The organism is Kosakonia sacchari SP1, assembly GCF_000300455.3.
Taxonomy (GTDB): Bacteria; Pseudomonadota; Gammaproteobacteria; order Enterobacterales; family Enterobacteriaceae; genus Kosakonia; species Kosakonia sacchari.
Genome location: NZ_CP007215.2, coordinates 4854286 through 4877810 on the forward strand (window position 1 = coordinate 4854286; position 23525 = coordinate 4877810).

Consider the following 23525-nt stretch of genomic DNA (forward strand, 5'->3'; position numbering starts at 1 on the left):
TTCTAAAGAAAAGAACTTCGTAATGAATTACGTGTTCACTCACTGAGACTTGGTATTCATTTTTCGTCTTGCGACGTTAAGAATCCAGTCACCCTGAGTGCCCACACAGATTGTCTGATAAATTGTTAAAGAGCAGTGCCGCCTCGCTTTTTGCTGCGGCGCGGGTTGCGTATACTACGCTTTCCCGCCGTGAAGTCAACTGTTTATTTTCAGAATTCTTCACCTGACAGGCCGGTGTGTTTGCCGTTGTGCCGTGTCAGTGGAGGCGCATTATAGGGAGTTAATTCCCGCTGACAACCCCTAATTTCAAAAAACTTTTCAACCGTCTCTTTTTTCAACAAAGCGTGGTAAAAAGCGGCATGAATTGCCGATTTCGCTGTTTTTACCACCGCTGAAAGGTATCGAATGGCATACTAGCCAGTGAAATAAAGAGATAAGGAAGTAAAAATGCCGCTAAACGCACAACAACTTGCCGCGCAGAAAAACATATCCTGGGTTCTGGCAGAGAAACTGGCGCAACAAATCCTGAAGGGAGAATATGCCCCAGGAAGTATTCTGCCGGGTGAGATGGAGCTGGGTGAGAAGTTTGGCGTAAGCCGCACCGCTGTCAGAGAAGCGGTAAAGACATTAACCGCAAAAGGGATGGTGCTCCCTCGCCCGCGTATTGGTACTCGCGTTATGCCGCGTGGAAACTGGAACTTCCTTGATAAGGAGTTGCTCTCCTGGTGGATGCATGAGGATAATTTCCAGGACGTTGTTCAACACTTTCTCATTATGCGCAGCAGTCTTGAGCCTCAGGCGTGTCTGCTCGCCGCCACGCTGGGTAGCGCGGAACAAAAAGCGTATCTCAATACATTAATGGAAGAGATGGTGTTCCTGAAAAAGAACTTCAACCGCGAACGCTGGGTAGAAGTCGATATGGCATGGCATGAACATATCTATGCGATGAGCGATAACCCGTTTCTTATTTCGTTCTCCACACTGTTTCATTCTATCTATCACACCTACTTTACCTCTATTACACAAAATGAAGTGATCAAGCTCGACCTTCACCAGGCGATTGTGGACGCCATCCAGGAGAGCGATGGCGACAGCGCGCTGCGGGCGTGCCAGCTGTTACTTAATACGCCGAATTAACAGGACAAGGTATGACAGAGAAGAAAGCACGCAGTATGGCCGGCCTGCCGTGGATTGCGGCAATGGCTTTTTTTATGCAGGCACTGGATGCCACGATTCTTAACACCGCACTCCCTGCAATAGCACAAAGCCTTGGTCGTTCCCCTTTAGCGATGCAATCGGCGATTATCAGCTACACACTCACAGTCGCCATGCTTATCCCCATGAGCGGCTGGCTGGCCGATCGCTTCGGTACACGGCGCGTCTTTATGCTGGCAGTCAGCCTGTTTACTCTTGGCTCGCTGGCCTGCGCGCTTTCTAATTCATTATCGATGCTGGTCGTGTTCCGTGTGATTCAGGGGATCGGTGGCGCAATGATGATGCCGGTCGCACGCCTGGCATTGCTTCGGGCTTATCCGCGCAGCGAATTGCTGCCGGTACTGAACTTCGTCACCATGCCCGGGCTGGTCGGGCCGATTCTGGGGCCAGTAATGGGTGGCGTACTGGTTACCTGGGCGAGCTGGCACTGGATCTTCTTAATTAATATCCCGATTGGCCTCGCCGGTCTGTTTTATGCCCGCAAATACATGCCGAACTTCACCACGCCACGACGCAGTTTCGATATGGGCGGTTTTTTCCTGTTCGGTTTGAGCCTGGTGCTGTTCTCAAGCGGAATGGAGTTGTTCGGTGAGAAGCTGGTCGCCAGTTGGATCGCTTTTACTATCATTCTGAGCGGCATTTTGCTGTTACTGGCCTACATCCGCCACGCGCGCCGCCATCCAACGCCGTTGATATCGCTCAACCTGTTTAACACCCGCACCTTCTCCGTTGGCGTTGCCGGGAATATTGCTTCGCGTTTGGGTACCGGCTGTGTGCCCTTTTTAATGCCGCTAATGTTGCAGGTTGGGTTCGGTTATCCGGCATTGATCGCCGGTTGCATGATGGCACCCACCGCGCTGGGTTCTATTCTCGCAAAATCGATGGTAACCCAGATATTGCGCCGGCTTGGCTACCGTAAAACGTTGGTGGGTATCACGCTGTTTATTGGTTTGATGATTGCCCAGTTCGCCTTACAAACACCAGCGATGGCAATATGGATGCTGGTATTACCGCTGTTCATTCTTGGGATGGCAATGTCCACGCAGTTCACCGCAATGAACACCATTACGCTTGCAGACTTAACCGACGAGAACGCCAGCAGTGGCAATAGTGTGCTGGCGGTAACACAGCAACTATCAATTAGCCTCGGCGTGGCGGTTAGCGCAGCGGTGCTGCGTTTCTATGAAGGGTTTGACAGCACAAACACGGTGGAACAATTCCACTACACCTTTATCACGATGGGCGCGATCACGTTGATTTCCGCGTTAGTGTTTATGTTGTTAAAAGCAAAAGATGGCCGCAACCTGATTAAAGAACGGCACAAAAAGTCAGGCTGAGCCGCGCTCCATTAATATTGGCGTGAGCTGCAAACGCTGCTGTTGCAAACCAGGCTCCGCAATCCGATGGATAAGCACATCAATCGCCAGCTCACCCAGTTCATCTTTCGGCTGATGAATAGTGGTGAGCGGCGGCGTCATGTAACGCGCCAGTTCAATGTCGTCATAACCGACGATCGCCATATCCTGCGGGATTTTTAGCCCCGCCTGGTACAGCGCCTGATACGCGCCCACGGCCATCGCATCATTACCAATAAATACCGCCTGCGGGCGTTCGTTCATTGCCAGTAATGCCTGCATAGCGTCAAAACCGCCGCCAAATTCAAAATCGCTCTCGATTTCATCCCCTTCACGAATCATCAACCCGGCGCGAGCCATCGCTTCGCGATACCCTTCCAGGCGAAGACGCGCAGGCGTTTTATCCAGCGGACCGGTAATGCAGGCAATACGCGTATGGCCTTTGCCAATCAGATATTGTGTCGCCATATCGCCGCCGAGCAACGAATTGTCCTGAATCAGATCGCTGTCACCATCGAATGGCGCCCAGTCCATCATCACAGTTGGAATTGAAGGATAGCGCTGCATGATCTCTTGCGAAGGCTGGTGCGTTTCGGTACACAGCAACAGCAACCCATCGACGCGTTTTTGCATCAATGTTTCCAGGTTGCGGTTCATCCGCTGCTCGTCACCTTCGGTGTTGCACAACACAAGGCTGTAACCCCGCTCGAAGCAGCTGCGCTCCACGCCGCGTACCAGCTCCGAGTAAAACGGATTGGTACTGGCGGTGATCAGCATACCAATCGTACGCGTCTGGTTGATCTTCAGGCTACGCGCGATAGCAGAAGGCGCGTAGTTCAGCGTCTTGATCGCCGTTTCCACTTTTTCGCGGATAGCCTCACTGACAAAGCGATCTTTGTTAATTACGTGGGAAACGGTTGAAGTAGAAACGCCCGCCAGGCGGGCAACATCCTTCATGGTCGCCAAGCGTCACCCCTGCGAAGAGAGAAAATCGTCAATCTCATTGCGCCACGGCACAGACGGTTGCGCACCCTTACGCGTGACAGCAATCGCCGCCGCCGCATGAGCAAAACGAATCGCCTCATCCAGAGGTTTATCTTCCAGTAGCGCGGTCAACAACGCGCCGTTAAACGTGTCACCCGCCGCAATGGTATCGATGGCTTTCACGTTAAAACCGGGTATGCGTTTGCCTTCGCCATTAACGCTGGCCCACACGCCACGGCTACCAAGGGTGATAATCACCGTGTTAATACCTTTGGCGTGAAGCGCCTGTGCAGCCCGCGCAGCATCTTCGTCGCTGGATACCTTAATCCCGGTGAGTTTTTCCGCTTCGGTCTCATTTGGCGTGATGATATCCACCAGCGCCAGCAGTTCATCGGAAAGCTCGCGCGCCGGTGCCGGATTCAACGCCACGAGGGTATTATTCTGATGCGCAATACGCGCCGCAGCCAGTACGCTCTCAACCGGTGATTCCAGTTGCATTAACATCGCAGAAGCCTGCGCAATCAGGTCATGCTGCGCGTTGACGCGCTCCACTGAGAGCGCTGCATTCGCTCCCGCATGAATACCGATAACATTCTCACCTTCACCGTTAACGAAAATCAGCGCAACACCGGTGGATTCACCTGCAACCACGCTCACCGGCGCAACATCAATATTGTCGCTCTCAAGCTGTTTACGCACGTGCGCACCGGTATCGTCATCGCCGGTACAGGCGATAAACGCAATATCCGCACCGCTGCGCCCGGCGGCTACCGCCTGGTTTGCCCCTTTACCGCCAAAAGCCACCTGATACTGGCTGCCCGTCACGGTTTCGCCCGGTGTCGGGAAAGATTCAAGGTTAAGAATGTGATCGGCATTGATACTGCCAAGGACAACGAGTTTGCCTGCGGTTTTCATGATGAGCTTGTCCGTAAAATGCGCCACCTTTCGGTGGCGCGTGCCATGCTTTTCTTTTTTGCATTGTCCCTCTGGCGAAAGGTGTTTGCCCTCCACCAGAATGACGAATTACTGCTTAACCACCAGCTTCAGATCAACCGGGTTTTTGGCGTAGACTTTTTCACCTTTCAGCACTTTGTCTGCGGTATCCACGCCTTTCGCGCCGATCTGCTCCGGCAACTGAGCGATAGTCGCCGCCAGTTTACCGTCGTTAACCGCTTTCACGCCGTCTGGCGTACCGTCAAAGCCGACAACCATCACATCGGTTTTACCGGCAGTTTGCAGTGCGCGCAGCGCACCCAGCGCCATTTCGTCGTTCTGCGCGAAAACAGCCTGCACATCCGGATGCGCGGTCAGCAGGTTCTGCATCACGTTCAGACCCTTAGTGCGGTCGAAGTCAGCCGGCTGGCTGGCCAGTACGTTAAATTTGTGCGCAGCAACTGCCTGCTGGAAGCCTTCACCACGTTCACGCGCAGCGGACGTCCCGGCAATACCCGCCAGTTCAATCACTTTCGCGCCTTCGCCCGCTTTCTTAGCAATGTAATCCCCGGCGATTTTGCCGCCGAGCACGTTATCAGAAGCAATATGGCTTACCACTTCACCGCTGGACGCTACGCGGTCGAGGGTGATCACCGGGATTTTCGCCTGGTTTGCCATTTTTACAGCGTTACCTACAGCGTCGGAATCGGTCGGGTTGATCAGCAGCAATTTGGTGCCGCGCACGGTCAGGTCCTGCACGTTCGCCAGCTCTTTCGCCGGGTTGTTTTGCGAGTCCAGCACCACCAGGTCATAACCCAGTTTGTCCGCTTCTTTCTGCGCGCCATCCTTCAGGGAAACGAAGAACGGGTTGTTCAGCGTGGAAATCACCAGAGCAATAGAGTCCTTCGCCATCGCGTTCGCGCTTACGGTGGCGCTCAGTGCAACAGCAGAAACCAGAGTGGCCAGTTTTTTCATGTTCATTTTCATGAGTCCTGTTGTGTAGGTAATTACTGCTTTTTGTTGTCTACCAGCACCGCGAGCAGAATCACCACTGCTTTAACGATCATCTGGTAATAGGAGGAAACGCTCAACAAATTCAATCCATTATTGAGGAAGCCAAGGATCAGTGCGCCAATTAACGTGCCGACAATACGTCCTTTGCCACCTGCGAGACTGGTCCCACCCAAAACAACCGCAGCGATAGCATCCAGCTCATAACCCGCTCCCGCAGTAGGTTGCGCCGAGGAAAGACGCGCCACTTCAATAATGCCCGCCAGCGAGGCCAGAAGGCCGCACAGGGAGTAAACGATAACTTTGACTTTATCAACGCTGATACCGGATAAGCGTGTCGCCGCTTCGTTACCGCCTAATGCATAGATATAGCGGCCCAAACGGGTGTGATGCAACAGATACCACGCCGCGATAAAGACGACGGCCATCAGCCACACCGGCGTTGGAATGCCGAACGGGCGACCAATACCGAACCAGCCAAACACATCAGCGTTATCAGTAAAACCGGTATTTACCGGGCTACCGTTGGTATAAACCAGCGTCACACCGCGCAGCAGCAGCATCATCACCAGCGTGGCGATAAACGCCTGTACGCGGCCTTTCGCGACAATCGTACCGGTCAGCGCGCCAACAGCCGCGCCGAGCGCCAACGCGCCGACAACCGCCACCAGCGCGTTAACTTCCATGCCCACCAGCGAGGCGGCAACCGCGCCGGTGAGCGCTAACAGAGAACCGACGGACAGATCGATTCCCGACGTTAAAATAACCAGCGTCATACCGACCGCCATAATGGCGTTCACCGAGGTCTGTTGCAGGATATTTAACAGGTTATTGACGGTAAAAAAGTTCGGGCTCATGGTCGAGACAATCGCAATCAGCACCAGCAGGGCAATCAACGATTTTTGTTCCATCAACCATGCTTTGGTGAAATAACGGCGACCAGAAACAGCCTGGGTAGTCATCTTTTTTACTCCTGATTCACACGATTAAGCTTGCCCACAGCGGCAGCCATCAACACTTCCTGAGTGGCCTGCTCGCGCGTGAATTCCCCGCCGAGATGCCCTTCATGCATCACCATTATGCGATCGCTCATGCCCAACACTTCCGGCATTTCGGAGGAGACAAGAATGATGCTCAGGCCATCGGCCTTAAACTGGTTAATTAATTGATAAATCTCTTTCTTCGCCCCAACGTCGACACCACGCGTCGGCTCGTCGAGGATCAGTACTTTCGGCCGGGTCATCAGACCGCGCGCAATCGCCACTTTTTGCTGGTTCCCGCCAGAGAGCAAACCGATTGCCTGTTCCATTGAGGGCGTTTTCACATTAAATAGACGAATAAAATCACTTACCGCCTGCTGCTCATCTTTGTGTTTCAGCGTTCCGCCCGCATGGCTGAAGTAACGCAGCGCGGTCAGCGACATGTTCTCTTTAACCGACATGCCGAGCACTAAGCCATCGCGCTTGCGGTCTTCCGAAATATAAACAATGCCGTTTGCCAGCCCGTCCTGCGGTGAACGAGTGATCACTTCATGGCCGTCGAGCGTCACATAACCGCTGGTGCGCGGCAGCGCGCCATACAGCACTTTCATCAGCTCGGTGCGCCCGGCGCCCATCAACCCGGCTACACCAAGAATTTCGCCTTTACGCAGTGTGAAACTGACATTTTCCACGCCCGGCCCGCACAGGTTATCGACGGAAAGGCGAATCTCGCCCGGCGCTTTATCCAGCCGCGGATATTGATCTTCCAGTTTGCGGCCCACCATCATTTCAATCAGCGTATCTTCGGTCAGCGTGGCTACTTCGCGCTCGGCAATAAATTGCCCGTCACGGAAGACGGTCACGTCATCGCAAATCTCGAAGATCTCTTTCATGCGGTGAGAAATATAGACGATGCCGCGCCCCTGCGATTTCAGCTCGCGAATGACGCGAAACAGCGATTCGGTTTCGGTATCGGTCAGGGCATCGGTTGGCTCATCCATAATGATGACCTGCGATTCGTAGCTCATCACTTTGGCGATTTCGACCATCTGCTGATCGCCAATCGACAGTTCGCCGACCAGCCGCTCGCTTTTAAAGCGCAGATTCAGCTTCGCCAGCAGTTTGTCGGCTTCAGCAAACATCTTTTTCCAGTCGATTTTGCCAAAGCGATTCACAAACTCACGACCGAGGAAGATGTTTTCGGCAATGGTGAGTTGCGGGATCAGGTTCAGTTCCTGGTGGATGATGCCAATACCGGCTTCCTGAGAGGATTTCGGCCCGGTGAAAGTGGTTTCTTTGCCTAACCACAGCAGCGAACCGGCATCACGGGTGTAGATGCCCGTAAGCACTTTCATCATCGTTGATTTGCCAGCGCCGTTTTCCCCCACCAGCGCCATCACGCGGCCAGAGTAAACATTTAGCGCCGCGCCGGAGAGGGCTTTTACGCCGGGGAAGGCTTTGTCGATGCCTTTGAGTTGTAGTAACGCGTCCATGATGGCCTCAGAAGGTCACGCCAGCACAGAGAATAATATTCGCAAACGGGGAACACTCCCCGCTGCGAATCACCGCATGACTGTCCGCGGTGTGTTTTTTAAATTGCTCGTGCGTAACGTACCGCACGTCGATGTTATTTCCCTGGTGTTGCTGCAGCTGCTCAATATGCTTGAGCAACGTTTCATGGAGCTGCGGATTATGCTGCTTAATCTCCGAGGCGATAATCGCGGACTCAACCTGCATTTCCGCCGTCACCACTTCCAGTACTTGCATAAAGGAAGGCACGCCCTGCGTTAATGCCATATCAATACGTTGTGTATTACGCGGCACCGGCAACCCGGCATCACACACCACCAGCGAATCAGTATGACCAAGACGAGAGATGACTGACGAGATGTCAGCGTTCAGCACACGACCTTTTTTCATTTTTTATGCTCCATCAGCGAAACGTTTCGCTGTATGCAGTGTAGTACGAAGAATGTGCAGAAAACTATCTTGCCGTTACAGAAGTGTGATCGATATCGAAACGTTTCGCTTGTCGAATTGATGAAAAAAACAGCTTTCTTGTTTTAAGTGAAATAGCCAGCAATTAATAACAAAAACCCCTCGTGGAGAGGGGTTTTATCAGCATTAAATTTCGACCTGCGTTCCCAGTTCTATCACCCGATTTGGCGGGATCTCAAACTGGTCAGGCGCGCGCAGCGCGTTGCGCTGTAGCACCAGATAAAGCTTACCGCGCAGACGCAGATACCAGGGGCGTTTGCCCAGAATCAACGATTCATGCGACATAAAGAACGAGGTCTCCATCATGCGACAGTTCAGCCCTTCCAGTCCGCAACGGTGGAACACTTCTTCCACGTTCGGCGTTTCGCGCCATCCGTAGCTCGCCACCACGCGCCAGAAGGTCGGCGACAATTGCTCAATCTGCACGCGACGCACATTGTGCACATACGGCGCATCTTCAGTACGCAGCGTCAGCAGGATCACCCGCTCATGCAGCACCTTGTTGTGCTTCAGGTTATGCATCATCGCGAACGGAATAACGTTCAACGCACGCGACATATAGACCGCCGTGCCCGGCACGCGCACCGGCGGTGATTTCTCCAGTGAGGCAATCATCGCCTCCAGAGAGTTACCGTGTTCATGCATACGGCGCAGCAGACGGAAACGCTCACTCTTCCAGGTCGTCATGACCATGAACATCACCAGCCCAAGGGTTAATGGCAACCAACCACCGGAGACGATTTTGTCGAGGTTCGCCGAGAACAGCGGCACATCGATAGAGAGGAATAAGAGCAGAAGCAGCCCCACCAACACTTTGTTCCAGTGCCAGTTTTTACGCGCCACCGTGGTGGAGAGAATCGAGGTCAGCACCATGGTGCCGGTCACGGCGATACCGTACGCCGCCGCCAGGTTACTTGAGTGTTCGAAGCTGACAATAACCAGCACCACCGCAAAGTAGAGCAGCCAGTTAATGAACGGGATATAGATCTGCCCGGATTCCATCTCCGAGGTATGGATGATGCGCATCGGCGCCAGATAACCCAGACGCACGGCCTGGCGCGTCAGTGAGAACACACCGGAAATAACCGCCTGCGAAGCAATCACAGTCGCCAGCGTGGCGATAATCAGCATGGGGATCAGCGCCCATTCTGGCGCGAGCAGGAAGAAGGGGTTTTTAATCGCTTCCGGCGTTTTCAGCAGCAACGCGCCCTGGCCAAAGTAGTTCAGCACCAGCGATGGCAGCACAACGATAAACCACGCCACGCGGATCGGCAGCTTACCGAAGTGGCCCATATCCGCATACAGCGCTTCCACCCCGGTGATAGAGAGCACAACCGCACCCAGCGCCACAAAGGAGATAGCTTTATATTGCAGGAAGAAATTCACCGCCCACATCGGGTTCAGCGCCTGCAACACCTCAGGATTATCAATAATGCTGCGCGCACCAAGCACCGCGAGAATCAAAAACCACGCCAGCATAATGGGCGCAAACAGCTTCCCCACAAGGCCTGTACCGTGTTTTTGAATCGCGAACAGCAGGGTTAACACCACAATCGACAGCGGCACAATCCAGTCGTCGAGCGAAGGCGCGATAATTTCCAGCCCTTCTATTGCCGACATCACCGAAATCGCGGGGGTTATCACCACCTCGCCATAAAAGAAGCTGCCGCCAATCAGCCCCATGATCACCAGCACCGAGGTCATCCTTGCGGAGGTATTGCGCCCGGCCAGCGACATCAGGGTTAAGATGCCCCCTTCACCGGCGTTATCCGCCCGCATGACGAATGTCAGGTACTTAATGGAGACAACAAAAATCAGCAGCCAGAAGATGAGCGACAAAAAGCCGAATACGGCATCGCGCTCAACGCCAAAACCAAACTGACCAGACAAACATTCACGAAGTGTATAAAGTGGGCTGGTGCCGATATCACCGTAGACAACCCCAATCGCCGCAAGCGTAACCGCAGGTAATGATTGCTTATTATCAGTGCTCATAGACTAATCTTTTGATTGAATGCCAAAATGTGTGCTTAGTCCCTTGGCCCACAAAAAGCGCACAGTATGCACGATTATTTATGAAATCGTACCCCTAAATGCGGCCACATTAATCTGGCGCAAAGAAAATAAAGCCGTTCTTCAGTCTATTACAAGCCCTTTCAGGAACGTCTATACTCGCTTTTGCAAGCCGGATAACACGGCGAAAGGACGCAAATCTATTATGGCTCACTCACATTTATTAGCAGAAAGAATTTCCCGCTTGAGCAGCGCGCTGGAAAAAGGGCTTTTTGAGCGCAGCCACGCCATTCGCCTGTGTTTGCTGGCGGCGCTAAGCGGTGAGAGTGTTTTTCTTCTTGGCCCGCCGGGCATCGCCAAAAGCCTGATTGCTCGCCGTCTGAAGTTTGCCTTCAAACATGCCCGCGCCTTCGAATATTTGATGACCCGTTTCTCCACACCGGAAGAGGTGTTTGGCCCGCTTTCCATCCAGGCACTGAAAGATGAAGGACGTTACGAGCGCTTAACCAGCGGCTATTTACCGGAAGCTGAAATTGTCTTTCTGGATGAGATCTGGAAAGCCGGTCCGGCCATTCTCAACACACTGCTGACGGCGATTAACGAGCGGCGTTTTCGCAATGGTGCCAGCGAAGAGAAAATCCCCATGCGTCTGCTGGTGGCCGCCTCTAACGAACTGCCGGAAGCAGACAGCAGCCTTGAAGCGCTGTATGACCGTATGTTGATTCGTCTGTGGCTGGACAAAGTGCAGGAGAAAGGCAATTTCCGCTCGATGCTGATTAGCCAACAGGATGAGAACGACAACCCCGTGCCTGCGGAGTTGCAAATCACCGATGAAGAGTACGCCAGCTGGCAGCAGGAAATCAGCAAGGTCAAACTGCCGGATAATGTCTTTGAGCTTATTTATACGTTGCGCCAGCAGCTTGATGCGTTGCCGAGCGCGCCGTATGTTTCCGATCGTCGCTGGAAAAAGGCCATCCGTCTGTTGCAATCCAGTGCCTTTTTCAGCGGTCGCGATGCGGTTGCGCCGATTGATTTAATCTTGCTGAAAGATTGTCTGTGGCACGACGCTGAAGGCATGCGCCTGCTGCAACAGCAACTGGAAATATTGATGACCGGGCACGCCTGGCAACAGCAATCAATGATCGCGCAGCTCACCACGATTTCGCAGCGCCACCTGCAAATTCAGCAACAGCAAAGCGACAAAACAGCGCTCAAAGTGAGTCGCCAGGGCGGCATGTTCAGCCGACGCCCTCATTACGATTTGCCCGCCGATTTAACCGAACCGGTGCTGACACTTCTCCTGCAACAGCCGTTAAAATTGCATGATTTGCAGGTTATTCACGTCACCATTGAACGCGGTGCGCTGGAGCAGTGGCTGGCGAAAGGCGGTGAGATCCGCGGCAAACTCAACGGCATTGGTTTTGCGCAAGTGTTGAATCTGGAAGTGGATACCAGCCTGCATCTGTTGATCCGCGACGTCAGCCTGCAAGGATCGCGTCTTGCTCTGCCCGGCGGCAGTGCCACTGAAAATGTGCCGGAAGAGATCAAGCAACAACTGGAAGCACTGGACAATACCTGGCACCAACAGCACACCCGCTTTAGCGAACAGCAAAAATGCCTGTTTATCGCCGCCGACTGGTTAGGTCGCATTGAATCCAGCCTGCAGGATGTCAGAGCGCAGATCCAACAGGCGCGACAATGCTAACGCTGGAAACACTGAATGTAATGCTCACAATCAGTGAGGAGGCGTTGGTTGAAGAACTTATCGTCCTCCTGCTTGCTTCACCGCAACTGGCGCTGTTTTTCGAAAAATTCCCCAAACTCAAACATGCGATCACTGAAGATGTGCCGCGCTGGCGCGAGGCACTGAAAAAGCATCTGAAAGAGACCGAGGTGCCGCCGGAGCTGGCGCAAGAAGTACTGAGCTATCAGCAAAGCCAGCTGCTTTCAACCTCGCAATTTACCATTCAGCTTCCGCAAATCCTGGATTTACTGGATAAGCTGCGATCTCCTTTCGCCACACAAGCCCGGCAAATGGTTGCCGATAACCCGGTCTTTACGCCCGCGCTGCATACCCTGTTTTTGCAACGCTGGCGGCTGAGTCTGGTGGTGCAAACCACCGCATTCAATCAGCAATTACTGGAAGAGGAGCGCGAGCAACTGCTCAGTGAAGTGCAGGAACGCATGACGCTCAGCGGCCAGTTAGAGCCGGTCCTGATCGAAAATGAAAACGCCGCAGGCAGGTTATGGGATATGAGCGCCGGGCAGCTCAAACGCGGTGATTATCAGTTGATCGTTAAGTATGGTGATTTTCTCAAAGAGCAACCGGAACTCCAGCAACTGGCGGAACAACTTGGCCGCTCACGGGAAGCCAGGTCGGTGCCGCGGAAAGATGCGCCAATGGAAACCTTCCGCACCATGGTGCGCGAACCGGCAATCGTACCGGAGCAGGTTGACGGGCTGCATCAGAGCGACGATATCCTGCGCTTATTGCCGCCGGAACTGGCGACGCTGGGTATCACCGAACTGGAGTATGAATTTTACCGGCGGCTGGTGGAAAAACAGTTGCTGACTTACCGCCTGCATGGCGATGCCTGGCGGGAAAAAGTGACGGAACGCCCGGTCGTTCACCAGGATTTTGACCAGCAGCCGCGCGGCCCTTTCATTGTTTGTGTCGATACCTCCGGTTCCATGGGCGGTTTCAACGAACAGTGCGCCAAAGCGTTCTGCCTGGCACTGATGCGCGTGGCGCTGGCAGACAAACGACGCTGTTTTATTATGCTGTTTTCCAGCGAAGTGGTGCGCTATGAACTTACCAGTGCGCAGGGGCTGGAGCAGGCGATCCGCTTTCTTAGCCAGCGCTTTCGCGGTGGCACCGATCTGGCGAGCTGTTTTCGCGCGATCATCGAACGGATGCAGGGTGGAGAGTGGTATGACGCGGACGCGGTGGTGATTTCTGATTTCATCGCCCAGCGCCTGCCGGACGATGTCGTCAGTAAAGTAAAGGAGCTCCAGCACATTCACCAGCATCGCTTTCACGCGGTGGCAATGTCGTCGCACGGCAAGCCCGGCATCATGCGTATCTTCGACCATATCTGGCGCTTCGATACGGGGATGCGCAGCCGCCTGTTACGACGCTGGCGGCGTTAAAGCAGGCCGGAAACCTGCTCGCGAACTTGCGAAGGCCACACGCCGCACTGCACTTGCCCGATGTGCGGTAATTGCAGCAGCAGCATGGTAAGGCGCGATTGCCCGATACCGCCGCCGATGGTTTGTGGCATCTCACCGCGCAGCAACGCCTGATGCCACTCCAGTTGTAAGCGATCTTCATCGCCGGTCAGCTTCAACTGGCGCTTTAAGGCGTCGGCATCGACGCGAATGCCCATCGACGACAGTTCCAGTGCGTCTTCCAGTACCGGGTTCCACACCAGAATATCGCCATTCAGACCGTTGAAACCGGCTTCAACCGACGTGCTCCAATCATCATAATCAGGTGCACGCACATCGTGGCGCTTGCCGTCGCTAAGCTTGCCGCCAATACCCATCAGGAACACAGCGCCCAACTCTTTCGCGATCGCTCTCTCGCGCCCTTTAGCATCGAGATCCGGGAAACGGCTCAGCAAGGTTTCGCTGTGAACAAAGTGGATCTGTTCTGGCAGGAACGGTGCCAGGCCAAATCGTTCGCTGACGGCGGCTTCGGTCTCTTTGATTCCTGACCAAATCGCCTCAACGGTGCTTTTTAAGGTTGCCAGCTGACGCTGATCGTCACCCAACACGCGTTCCCAGTCCCACTGATCAACATAAACGGAGTGAATAGAAGAAAGGCGATCTTCATCCGGGCGCAGGGCTTTCATGTGCGTGTAGAGCCCTTCTCCGGCGCTGAAGTCGTGCTGGCCCAGCGTCTGACGTTTCCATTTAGCCAGTGAATGCACCACTTCGAAACGGGCATCCGGCAGCGTTTTCACATTGACCTGGACCGCTTTTTCGCACCCCGACAAGTTATCTTGCGTGCCATCACCAACGCGGCTAAGGATCGGCGCCTGAACTTCAATCAGACCCAGTTTCTCCTCCAGCTGGCGAGAGAAAAAAGATTTCACGAAAGCAATCTGCCGTTGTTTTGCGATGTAAGCGGTTTTCATTATGTTACTCCTGTGTCCTGTTGCTATTCATTAAGCAATAAAACATCACAGCAACTCAATAATCTGCAATTAAAAAGCCGGTAACGCTTTTGATTCGTCAAAACAGCAAGCTAAAATAGAAAGAATCAACATTCTTCATAAGAAAATTCTATGGAAAATTATCAGATCGACAATCTGGACCGCGGCATCCTCGACGCGTTAATGGCAAATGCGCGTACTGCATACGCCGAGCTGGCCAAACAGTTCGGCGTCAGCCCAGGTACCATTCACGTTCGCGTGGAAAAAATGAAGCAAGCAGGGATCATTACCGGTGCGCGCATTGACGTAAGCCCAAAACAATTGGGATATGACGTCTGCTGCTTTATCGGCATCATTTTGAAAAGCGCGAAAGATTACCCCTCCGCGCTGGCGAAGCTGGAAAGTCTGGAGGAGGTGACCGAGGCCTACTACACCACCGGCCACTACAGCATCTTTATAAAGGTGATGTGTCGATCTATTGACGCCCTGCAGCAGGTACTTATCAACAAGATCCAAACCATTGATGAAATTCAGTCCACGGAGACGCTAATCTCCCTGCAAAACCCGATCATGCGTACGATCCGCCCTTAACCGGGCGTTTTCATCCTCAAATAATACCCGCATTGTCCACAGGTAGATCCCAGCCCATTCACAGCGTACAATGCCCCCCTATTTATCGCCGAATGGCGAGTAAAACGGAGCGGGCTTGATGGCAGACATTACTCTTATTAGCGGCAGTACCCTTGGCGGCGCGGAATACGTGGCGGAACATCTGGCGGAAAAGCTGGAAGACGCGGGTTTCAGTACCGAGACGCTGCACGGCCCGCTTTTAGAGGATCTTGTTTTGCAGGGCACATGGCTGGTGGTCAGTTCCACCCATGGTGCGGGCGATCTGCCCGAAAACCTGCAACCGCTTTTAGACGATTTGAATGAGCAAAAGCCGGATCTGTCCCAGGTACGTTTTGGCGCTATCGGTATCGGTAGCCGCGAATATGACACCTTCTGTCAGGCAATCGAAAAACTGGAAGCTTCATTAAAGGCGTGCGGAGCAAAGCAGATCGGCGAAACGCTGAAGATCAACATCCTTGATCACGATATTCCGGAAGATCCAGCGGAAGAATGGCTGGGATCCTGGAAAAATTTACTCAATAACGATTAAAGATCGTGCGATCAGATGTGGATAACTATGCTTAAAAGCACTGATCAACCGGTAGTTATCCCATTAACAACTGCAGTTCAGTTTTTGACTTGTGCATAACTAGCCATTCTGATCCCAGCTTATACGGTTCAGGATCACCGATCATTCACAGCTAATGATCCTGCCTAATGAATTGATCTTAAAGTGATGATCCGGGTTATCCACAGCACCTGTCGATCCTAATAAGAGATCACAATAGAACAGATCTCTACATATAAAAGATCTTCTTTTTAATAGCCGGGATCCGATCCTTTCTCAGTGGACTAAAGTTGAGTAGAATCCACGGCCCAGGCTTCAATCCAATTTCTAACCGCTCAGGCGAGGCATACCACCATGTTTTATCCGGATCCTTTTGACGTCATTATCATTGGCGGGGGTCATGCAGGCACTGAGGCCGCGATGGCCGCAGCGCGTATGGGTCAGCAGACCCTGCTGTTGACACACAATATCGACACGCTGGGGCAGATGAGCTGCAACCCGGCGATCGGCGGTATTGGGAAAGGACACCTGGTAAAAGAAGTGGATGCGCTCGGCGGGCTGATGGCGAAGGCGATCGATCAGGCGGGTATCCAGTTTAGGATACTAAACGCCAGCAAAGGCCCGGCAGTGCGCGCGACACGTGCGCAGGCCGACCGCGTGCTTTACCGGCAGGCAGTACGTACCGCGCTTGAGAACCAACCGAACCTGATGATCTTCCAGCAGGCTGTTGAAGATCTGATTGTCGAAAACGATCGTGTTGTTGGCGCAGTGACCCAGATGGGGCTCAAATTCCGTGCGAAAGCGGTGGTGCTGACCGTAGGGACATTCCTCGACGGTAAAATCCATATTGGTCTTGATAACTACAGCGGTGGTCGTGCGGGCGATCCGCCATCGATTCCGCTGTCGCGTCGTCTGCGCGAACTGCCGCTGCGCGTCAGCCGCCTGAAAACCGGGACACCGCCGCGTATTGACGCACGCACCATCGATTTCAGCGTCCTGGCCCAGCAGCATGGCGATAACCCGATGCCGGTGTTCTCGTTTATGGGCAACGCAGCGCAGCATCCGCGTCAGGTGCCGTGCTACGTCACGCATACCAATGAAAAAACCCACGATGTGATCCGCAACAACCTCGATCGCAGCCCGATGTACGCAGGTGTTATCGAAGGGATCGGCCCGCGTTACTGCCCGTCGATCGAAGATAAAGTCATGCGCTTTGCCGATCGTAATCAGCATCAGATCTTCCTTGAGCCGGAAGGACTGACCTCAAACGAAATTTACCCGAACGGTATCTCCACCAGCCTGCCGTTCGATGTGCAGATGCAAATTGTGCGCTCCATGCAGGGGATGGAAAACGCGAAGATTGTTCGCCCTGGCTACGCCATTGAGTACGACTTCTTCGATCCGCGCGATCTCAAACCAACGCTTGAAAGCAAATTTATTCAGGGTCTGTTCTTTGCCGGACAGATTAACGGCACCACCGGGTATGAAGAAGCCGCCGCCCAGGGGCTGCTGGCTGGGCTTAACGCTGCGCGCTTCTCTGCCGAGAAAGAGGGTTGGGCCCCGCGTCGCGATCAGGCTTATCTCGGCGTACTGGTGGACGATCTCTGTACCCTGGGGACGAAAGAGCCGTACCGCATGTTTACCTCTCGCGCGGAATACCGCCTGATGTTGCGCGAAGACAATGCCGATCTGCGCCTGACAGAAGCGGGTCGTGAACTGGGTCTGGTGGATGACGCCCGTTGGGCGCGTTTCAACGAAAAACTCGAGACCATCGAGCGTGAACGTCAGCGCCTGAAATCTCAGTGGGTATCGCCAGCCTCTGAACATGCGCCAGCGGTCAATGAACATCTGACGGCGCCGTTGTCGCGCGAAGCCAGCGGAGAAGACCTGCTGCGTCGACCGGAAATGACCTACGAGCAACTGGTACAGTTGGCTCCGTTCGCTCCGGGCCTGGACGATCAACAAGCCGCCGAGCAGGTGGAAATCCAGGTGAAATACGAGGGTTACATCGCGCGTCAGCAGGATGAGATCGAAAAACAGCAGCGCAATGAGAATACGCTGTTGCCCGCAACGCTGGATTACCGCCAGGTTAATGGGCTGTCCAACGAAGTGATCGCCAAGCTTAACGATCACAAGCCGTCGTCCATTGGCCAGGCATCACGCATCTCCGGGATCACCCCGGCGGCTATCTCCATTCTGCTGGTGTGGCTGAAAAAACAAGGTATGCTGCGCCGCAGTGCCTAATCCTACTTATCTGCCCGGTTTTTACCGGGCATTTTAATTCCACAGGTAACAACCGTGCTTAACAAACTCTCTCGTCTGCTCGATGAAGCAGGTATTTCGTTGTCCGATCACCAGCAACAGCAACTGGTGGCTTACGTCGAAATGCTGCACAAATGGAACAAAGCGTACAACCTGACTTCCGTACGCGATCCCAACGAGATGTTGATCCGCCATATCCTCGACAGCGTTGTGGTTGCGCCTTATCTGCAAGGCTCACGCTTTATTGACGTCGGGACCGGCCCCGGATTGCCTGGCATTCCGTTGTCTATCGTACGCCCTGAATCGCACTTCACTTTGCTTGATAGCCTTGGCAAACGGGTGCGGTTTTTACGCCAGGTTCAGCATGAATTAAAACTGAGCAATATTGAGCCGGTGCAGAGTCGTGTCGAAGATTTCCCGGCAGAACCGCCGTTTGACGGCGTGATTAGCCGCGCTTTTGCTTCGCTGAATGACATGGTGAGCTGGTGCCGACATTTGCCTGGCGAAGAAGGGCGTTTCTATGCGCTTAAAGGTTTAGTGCCGGAAGAGGAAATCGCGTTGTTACCCGCTGATTTGTGTGTAGAAACTATTGTTAAACTGCATGTTCCGCACCTGGATGGCGAACGTCATTTGGTCGTCGTTAAAGCAAATAAAGTTTAATTTTTATCAAAAAATGTATCATTCGTGCGGTTGCCGCGATGTTAAAAAACGACATTAAAAACGATGATACGTTCGGTTACATTTAACCGTATTTTTACCAGGATTTTTCTGACATTTAACGATAAGAATTTTATTAACGCTTAAAATAATCAACTGTGAAAATATCAGCCCGCTAAAAATCGGCCTCGATAACGAAATATTGATGTTAAATAATTATTAAAAATGTCAATAAATCGTTTTCATGGTAGATGTGAGTGTTTTAAAAAGAGTTGTGATAAATCGGCTTAAATATCAGAAAGATGAAAAGTATCAAATTCCTGCTGCGATAAATATGGCAAGTGCATAAATGTTTATTTTGTGACCGAGTGCACGCTTTACCATTAGGAATTTCGCGTTATTTGCACTTTTGTCTGAAGGTTCACAGTTTCTGCAAAAGTTTAAAAATAGCCCTTGGGAAAAATATTTAAACATTTATTCACCTTTTCGCTACTTATTGTTTGAAATCACGAGGCCGCACCGTATAATTTGACCGCTTTTTGATGCTTGACTCCGGGCCCCAAAGAACGTTTTATACGACACGCGGCATACCTCAAAGGGAGCAGGAGTTAAGAAACGCAATGTCTGTGTCGCTCTATAGTCGAAACGTTGCTCGCAGGCTTCTGCTTATTCAGTTTCTGGCAGTAATGGCAAGTGGATTGCTGTTTAGCCTCAAAGACCCCTTCTGGGGCATTTCCGCTGTGTGCGGAGGTATGGCAGTCTTACTGCCGAATATGTTGTTTATGATTTTTGCCTGGCGTCATCAGGCGCATACACCCGCTAAAGGCCGCGTGGCCTGGACCTTCGCCTTCGGTGAAGCGCTCAAGGTGTTGATGACATTCGTGTTACTGGTGGTGGCGCTGGCGGTTTTTAAGGTGGCTTTTTTGCCGCTGATAGTCACGTGGGTTTCGGTGCTGGTAGTTCAGATACTGGCACCTGCTGTAATTAACAACAAAGGGTAAGAGGCATCATGTCTGCAGGAGAATACTCAACACCGCAGGAGTACATCGGTCACCATCTGAATAACCTTCAGATTGACCTGCGTACCTTCTCACTGGTGGATCCGCATAACCCCCCGGCCACTTTCTGGACGCTGAATATCGACTCCATGTTTTTCTCAGTGGTTCTGGGTCTGTTGTTCCTGGTGATGTTCCGTAGCGTAGCGAAAAAAGCCACCAGCGGTGTCCCGGGGAAATTCCAGACGGCGATTGAGCTGGTGATTGGTTTTGTTCATGGTAGCGTCAAAGACATGTACCACGGCAAAAGCAAGCTTATCGCGCCACTGGCCCTGACGATTTTTGTCTGGGTATTCCTGATGAACCTGATGGATCTTTTGCCTATCGACTTCCTTCCGTGGATTGGCGAGCACGTCCTGGGTCTGCCTGCATTGCGCGTGGTGCCGTCTGCTGACGTCAACATCACTCTGTCGATGGCGCTGGGCGTATTTATCCTGATTCTGTTCTACAGCATCAAAATGAAGGGTATTGGCGGTTTCGCTAAAGAGCTGACTCTCCAGCCGTTCAACCATCCGGTATTTATTCCGGTAAACCTTATCCTTGAGGGCGTGAGCCTACTGTCCAAACCGGTTTCACTCGGTCTGCGACTGTTCGGCAACATGTACGCGGGTGAGTTGATTTTCATTCTGATCGCGGGTCTTCTGCCGTGGTGGTCACAGTGGATTCTGAATGTGCCTTGGGCCATTTTCCACATCCTGATTATTACGCTGCAAGCCTTTATCTTCATGGTTCTGACGATTGTCTATCTGTCGATGGCATCCGAAGAGCATTGATTTTTAACAACACTACTACGTTTTAACTGAAACAAACTGGAGACTGTCATGGAAAACCTGAATATGGATCTGCTGTACTTGGCTGCCGCTGTGATGATGGGTCTGGCGGCAATCGGTGCTGCGATCGGTATCGGCATCCTCGGGGGTAAATTCCTGGAAGGCGCAGCGCGTCAGCCGGATCTGATTCCTCTGCTGCGTACTCAGTTCTTTATCGTAATGGGTCTGGTGGATGCTATCCCGATGATCGCTGTGGGTCTGGGTCTGTACGTGATGTTTGCTGTCGCGTAGTAAGGGTTGCTTTTCAAGCAATTGTTTAGAACGTTAACCAGATAAGAGGCATTGTGCTGTGAATCTAAACGCAACAATCCTCGGCCAGGCCATCGCGTTTGTCCTGTTCGTTCTGTTCTGCATGAAGTACGTATGGCCGCCGTTAATGGCTGCCATCGAAAAACGTCAGAAAGAAATTGCTGACGGTCTTGCTTCCGCAGAACGAGCCAAAAAGGACCTTGACCTTGCACAGGCCAATGCGACCGACCAGCTGAAAAAAGCGAAAGCTGAAGCTCAGGTAATCATTGAACAGGCGAACAAACGTCGTTCTCAGATCCTGGACGAAGCAAAAGCAGAAGCCGAGCAGGAACGTACCAAAATCGTGGCGCAGGCGCAGGCGGAAATTGACGCCGAACGCAAACGCGCCCGCGAAGAGCTGCGTAAGCAAGTGGCTCTGCTGGCAGTAGCCGGCGCCGAGAAAATCATCGAGCGTTCCGTGGATGAAGCTGCTAACAGCGACATCGTGAATAAACTGGTCGCTGAACTGTAAGGAGGAGGGGCTGATGTCTGAATTTGTAACGGTAGCTCGCCCCTACGCCAAAGCAGCTTTTGACTTTGCCGTCGAAACTCAGAGCGTTGACCGCTGGCAGGACATGCTGGCGTTCGCCGCCGAGGTGACGAAAAATGAAGACATGGCAGAGCTTATTTCCGGCGCGTTAGCACCAGAAACGCTCGCTAAGTCGTTTATCGCAGTTTGTGGGGAGCAACTTGACGACAAAGGTCAGAACCTGATCCGGGTGATGGCTGAAAATGGTCGAATCAAAGTGCTTCCTGATGTTCTTGAGCAGTTTATTCAGTTACGCGCAGCCAGCGAGGCTATCGCAGAAGTCGAAGTGACTTCCGCGTCCGCACTGAGTGAAGAACAGCTTTCGAAGATCCGCGCCGCGATGGAAAAACGTCTGTCACGCAAAGTGAAGCTGAATTGCAATATCGATAAGTCTGTAATGGCAGGCGTAATCATCCGTGCGGGTGATATGGTCATTGATGGCAGCGTACGCGGCCGTCTTGAACGCCTTGCAGACGTCTTGCAGTCTTAAGGGGACTGGAGCATGCAACTGAATTCCACCGAAATCAGCGAACTGATCAAGCAGCGCATTGCTCAGTTCAGTGTTGTGAGCGAAGCTCACAACGAAGGTACTATTGTTTCTGTAAGCGACGGTGTTATCCGCATCCACGGCCTGGCCGACTGTATGCAGGGCGAGATGATTTCTCTGCCGGGTAACCGTTACGCTATCGCACTGAACCTGGAGCGCGACTCCGTAGGTGCCGTTGTGATGGGTCCGTACGCTGACCTCGCCGAAGGCATGAAGGTGAAGTGTACTGGCCGTATTCTGGAAGTTCCGGTTGGTCGTGGTCTGCTTGGCCGTGTGGTCAACACCCTGGGCGCGCCGATCGACGGTAAAGGTCCGGTTGATAACGATGGCTTCTCGCCAATCGAAGTTATCGCCCCGGGTGTTATCGATCGTCAGTCCGTCGATCAGCCGGTTCAGACGGGTTATAAATCCGTTGACGCCATGATCCCAATCGGTCGTGGTCAGCGTGAGCTGATCATCGGTGACCGTCAGACCGGTAAAACCGCGATGGCAATCGATGCGATCATCAACCAGCGCGATTCCGGCATCAAATGTGTGTACGTGGCTATCGGCCAGAAAGCGTCCACCATTGCTAACGTGGTTCGTAAACTGGAAGAGCACGGCGCACTGTCCAACACCATCGTTGTTGTGGCAACCGCTTCTGAATCTGCTGCACTGCAATACCTGGCGCCGTATGCCGGTTGCGCAATGGGCGAATACTTCCGTGACCGCGGTGAAGATGCGCTGATCGTATACGATGACCTGTCTAAACAGGCAGTCGCTTACCGTCAGGTTTCCCTGCTGCTCCGTCGTCCGCCAGGACGTGAAGCATTCCCGGGCGACGTATTCTATCTCCACTCTCGTCTGCTGGAGCGCGCATCCCGCGTTAATGCTGAATACGTTGAAAACTTCACCAAAGGTGAAGTGAAAGGTAAAACCGGTTCTCTGACCGCGCTGCCGATCATCGAAACCCAGGCGGGTGACGTTTCTGCGTTCGTTCCGACCAACGTAATTTCTATTACCGATGGGCAGATCTTCCTGGAAACCAACCTGTTTAACTCCGGTATTCGTCCGGCGGTTAACCCGGGTATCTCCGTATCTCGTGTGGGTGGTGCAGCTCAGACCAAGATCATCAAGAAACTGTCCGGTGGTATTCGTACCGCACTGGCGCAGTATCGTGAACTGGCGGCGTTCTCTCAGTTCGCTTCCGATCTGGATGAAGCGACCCGTAAACAGCTGAGCCACGGTCAGAAAGTGACCGAGCTGCTGAAACAGAAACAGTATGCCCCTATGTCTGTTGCACAACAGGGCCTGGTGCTGTTCGCGGCTGAGCGCGGTTACCTCGAAGATGTGGAACTGGCGAAAATTGGTAGCTTCGAAGCCGCACTGTTGGCTTTCGCTGACCGTGATCACGCTCCGCTGATGCAAGAGATTAACCAGTCCGGTGGCTATAACGACGAAATCGAAGGCAAGCTGAAAGGCCTCCTCGATTCCTTCAAAGCAACCCAATCCTGGTAACGTCTGGCGGCTTGTCTTAGGGCAGGCCGCAAGGCAT

At 52.9% G+C, this 23525-nt stretch carries 22 protein-coding genes; 14 read left to right on the forward strand and 8 right to left on the reverse strand.

Translation table 11 applies throughout. The features are described from left to right. Nucleotides 1-447 precede the first annotated feature (447 nt). Both C813_RS45905 and mdtD read left to right on the forward strand, forming a co-directional pair. Nucleotides 448-1137 (forward strand): FadR/GntR family transcriptional regulator, encoded by a 690-nt coding sequence (locus C813_RS45905; protein ID WP_017458027.1) that lies wholly within the window; start codon nucleotides 448-450, stop codon nucleotides 1135-1137. Between the two features lie 11 nt (nucleotides 1138-1148). Then, on the forward strand, nucleotides 1149-2552 hold the full coding sequence (gene mdtD / locus C813_RS45910; protein WP_017458028.1) for a multidrug transporter subunit MdtD: 1404 nt from the start codon (nucleotides 1149-1151) through the stop codon (nucleotides 2550-2552). Here the strand turns inward: mdtD and rbsR are convergent. The 7 genes from rbsR to kup form a co-directional block, all read right to left on the reverse strand. Next, entirely contained in the window at nucleotides 2544-3536 is a 993-nt protein-coding gene (rbsR, locus tag C813_RS45915; protein ID WP_017458029.1) for a ribose operon transcriptional repressor RbsR, read from the reverse strand. The genes mdtD and rbsR overlap by 9 nt on opposite strands. A gap of 3 nt (nucleotides 3537-3539) precedes the next feature. Then, the gene (rbsK, locus tag C813_RS45920) at nucleotides 3540-4469 is read right to left on the reverse strand and encodes a ribokinase (protein ID WP_017458030.1); all 930 of its coding nucleotides are present in this window, start codon (nucleotides 4467-4469) and stop codon (nucleotides 3540-3542) included. A 108-nt stretch (nucleotides 4470-4577) separates the two neighbouring features. Further along, nucleotides 4578-5468 (reverse strand): ribose ABC transporter substrate-binding protein RbsB, encoded by an 891-nt coding sequence (gene rbsB / locus C813_RS45925; RefSeq protein ID WP_025263782.1) that lies wholly within the window; start codon nucleotides 5466-5468, stop codon nucleotides 4578-4580. A 26-nt stretch (nucleotides 5469-5494) separates the two neighbouring features. Then, entirely contained in the window at nucleotides 5495-6460 is a 966-nt protein-coding gene (gene rbsC, locus C813_RS45930; protein WP_017458032.1) for a ribose ABC transporter permease, read from the reverse strand. Nucleotides 6461-6465: 5 nt separating this feature from the next. After that, entirely contained in the window at nucleotides 6466-7971 is a 1506-nt protein-coding gene (rbsA, locus tag C813_RS45935; protein ID WP_017458033.1) for a ribose ABC transporter ATP-binding protein RbsA, read from the reverse strand. Between the two features lie 7 nt (nucleotides 7972-7978). Next, nucleotides 7979-8398, reverse strand: a complete 420-nt coding sequence (gene rbsD, locus C813_RS45940; protein WP_017458034.1) for a D-ribose pyranase — start codon at nucleotides 8396-8398, stop codon at nucleotides 7979-7981. 204 nt (nucleotides 8399-8602) lie between these two features. Continuing rightward, nucleotides 8603-10471 carry a low affinity potassium transporter Kup gene (kup, locus tag C813_RS45945; RefSeq protein ID WP_017458035.1) on the reverse strand — a complete coding sequence of 623 codons (1869 nt, stop codon included), beginning with the start codon at nucleotides 10469-10471 and terminating at the stop codon, nucleotides 8603-8605. A gap of 223 nt (nucleotides 10472-10694) precedes the next feature. On the opposite strand from kup, the gene ravA reads away from it, so the two are divergent. Together ravA and viaA are read left to right on the forward strand one after the other, a co-directional pair. Then, entirely contained in the window at nucleotides 10695-12194 is a 1500-nt protein-coding gene (gene ravA, locus C813_RS45950; protein ID WP_017458036.1) for an ATPase RavA, read from the forward strand. Continuing rightward, nucleotides 12188-13639, forward strand: a complete 1452-nt coding sequence (gene viaA, locus C813_RS45955) for an ATPase RavA stimulator ViaA (RefSeq protein WP_017458037.1) — start codon at nucleotides 12188-12190, stop codon at nucleotides 13637-13639. Before ravA ends, viaA begins: the two co-directional genes overlap by 7 nt. Here the strand turns inward: viaA and asnA are convergent. After that, nucleotides 13636-14628 carry an aspartate--ammonia ligase gene (gene asnA, locus C813_RS45960; protein ID WP_017458038.1) on the reverse strand — a complete coding sequence of 331 codons (993 nt, stop codon included), beginning with the start codon at nucleotides 14626-14628 and terminating at the stop codon, nucleotides 13636-13638. The two genes, viaA and asnA, sit on opposite strands and share 4 nt — an antisense overlap. A gap of 150 nt (nucleotides 14629-14778) precedes the next feature. Here asnA and asnC point away from each other — a divergent pair, with 150 nt between their 5' ends. From asnC to atpA, 10 genes are all read left to right on the forward strand, one after another. Then, entirely contained in the window at nucleotides 14779-15237 is a 459-nt protein-coding gene (asnC, locus tag C813_RS45965; RefSeq protein ID WP_007369362.1) for a transcriptional regulator AsnC, read from the forward strand. A 118-nt stretch (nucleotides 15238-15355) separates the two neighbouring features. Beyond that, nucleotides 15356-15805, forward strand: a complete 450-nt coding sequence (mioC, locus tag C813_RS45970; protein ID WP_017458039.1) for an FMN-binding protein MioC — start codon at nucleotides 15356-15358, stop codon at nucleotides 15803-15805. A 372-nt stretch (nucleotides 15806-16177) separates the two neighbouring features. Then, nucleotides 16178-18067, forward strand: a complete 1890-nt coding sequence (gene mnmG, locus C813_RS45975; RefSeq protein ID WP_017458040.1) for a tRNA uridine-5-carboxymethylaminomethyl(34) synthesis enzyme MnmG — start codon at nucleotides 16178-16180, stop codon at nucleotides 18065-18067. Nucleotides 18068-18121: 54 nt separating this feature from the next. After that, nucleotides 18122-18745 carry a 16S rRNA (guanine(527)-N(7))-methyltransferase RsmG gene (gene rsmG, locus C813_RS45980; protein WP_017458041.1) on the forward strand — a complete coding sequence of 208 codons (624 nt, stop codon included), beginning with the start codon at nucleotides 18122-18124 and terminating at the stop codon, nucleotides 18743-18745. 617 nt (nucleotides 18746-19362) lie between these two features. Continuing rightward, nucleotides 19363-19743 (forward strand): F0F1 ATP synthase subunit I, encoded by a 381-nt coding sequence (gene atpI, locus C813_RS45985; protein WP_017458042.1) that lies wholly within the window; start codon nucleotides 19363-19365, stop codon nucleotides 19741-19743. Between the two features lie 8 nt (nucleotides 19744-19751). Continuing rightward, nucleotides 19752-20570: a F0F1 ATP synthase subunit A gene (gene atpB, locus C813_RS45990; RefSeq protein ID WP_017458043.1), complete on the forward strand. Its 819-nt coding sequence runs from the start codon at nucleotides 19752-19754 to the stop codon at nucleotides 20568-20570. A 48-nt stretch (nucleotides 20571-20618) separates the two neighbouring features. After that, a complete protein-coding gene (gene atpE / locus C813_RS45995) occupies nucleotides 20619-20858 on the forward strand; it encodes a F0F1 ATP synthase subunit C (RefSeq protein WP_007369368.1) in 240 nt (79 codons plus the stop codon). 58 nt (nucleotides 20859-20916) lie between these two features. Next, complete coding sequence (gene atpF / locus C813_RS46000; RefSeq protein ID WP_017458044.1) at nucleotides 20917-21387, forward strand: F0F1 ATP synthase subunit B; 471 nt, start codon at nucleotides 20917-20919, stop codon at nucleotides 21385-21387. Nucleotides 21388-21400: 13 nt separating this feature from the next. Then, complete coding sequence (gene atpH, locus C813_RS46005) at nucleotides 21401-21934, forward strand: F0F1 ATP synthase subunit delta (protein ID WP_017458045.1); 534 nt, start codon at nucleotides 21401-21403, stop codon at nucleotides 21932-21934. A 12-nt stretch (nucleotides 21935-21946) separates the two neighbouring features. Continuing rightward, on the forward strand, nucleotides 21947-23488 hold the full coding sequence (gene atpA / locus C813_RS46010) for a F0F1 ATP synthase subunit alpha (protein WP_017458046.1): 1542 nt from the start codon (nucleotides 21947-21949) through the stop codon (nucleotides 23486-23488). Nucleotides 23489-23525 lie beyond the last annotated feature (37 nt).